The organism is Mesorhizobium sp. M7A.F.Ca.CA.004.06.1.1 (assembly GCF_003999135.1).
In the GTDB taxonomy this organism is placed as follows: domain Bacteria; phylum Pseudomonadota; class Alphaproteobacteria; order Rhizobiales; family Rhizobiaceae; genus Mesorhizobium.
In genome coordinates this window covers 1-639 of sequence record NZ_RZPQ01001360.1, presented here as the reverse complement: position 1 = coordinate 639, position 639 = coordinate 1, and the positions used below count along the sequence as shown (strand labels likewise).

The 639-nt window shown below is 62.8% G+C and carries 1 protein-coding gene and 1 pseudogene; one reads left to right on the top strand and one right to left on the bottom strand.

Going from position 1 to position 639, the window contains the following annotated elements; all coding sequences use genetic code 11:
• Nucleotides 1–135: pseudogene (locus EN906_RS39095) on the bottom strand (monofunctional biosynthetic peptidoglycan transglycosylase); the annotation flags it as partial.
• A 222-nt stretch (nt 136–357) separates the two neighbouring features.
• Here EN906_RS39095 and EN906_RS36325 point away from each other — a divergent pair.
• On the top strand, nt 358–639 hold a 282-nt coding region (locus tag EN906_RS36325), incomplete at its 3' end, for a polyprenyl synthetase family protein (protein WP_206529294.1).

The window sequence follows — 639 nt, the reverse complement described above, 5'->3', positions numbered from 1 at the left end:
AGCCAGCACCGCGGCCACGACGATGCCGCGCCGGACCCAGCGTTTGAGACCGCGGCGATTTACGCCTCGCGATCTCGTCGCCATGTCCAGCTTTTCGGTTTCATGATCGACGATCGGTTCCGCCAAGCCGCCCAACCCGTGCCAGAGAGCTCGTTTTGAAACGCGCTCCTGTGAGTCATGTGACGGTGTTTTCGAGAACCGGAGCGGAGCGTACATTAGAGTACGCAAGCACCGGAAGCGCAGAAAACGCCCTCAGATGACCGCAGGAGCAGAGTTTCCAAACGGGCTCATACTGCTCCGGCATAATGGCGCTTGCCTTCTTGCGCAACGTCTGAGTGTCGGCTACCGGTCCCGGCCATGACGAATGACGACCAAATGGCGTTCGAAATGGCGCTCATCCGACGCGCTGCCGCCGTCGAGGTGCTGCTGCGGCGGCTGCTCGACGACCGCGCGCTTTCGGGCGAGATCGCCCGGCCTGAGCGGTTGATGGCAGCCATGCGGCACGGCGTGCTGAACGGCGGCAAGCGCCTGCGGCCCTTCCTGGTCATGGAAAGTGCCGCCCTTTTTTCCGCCGATGGCGAGGCGACACTGCGTGTCGCCGCCGCACTTGAATGCGTGCATTGCTATTCGCTGATACAC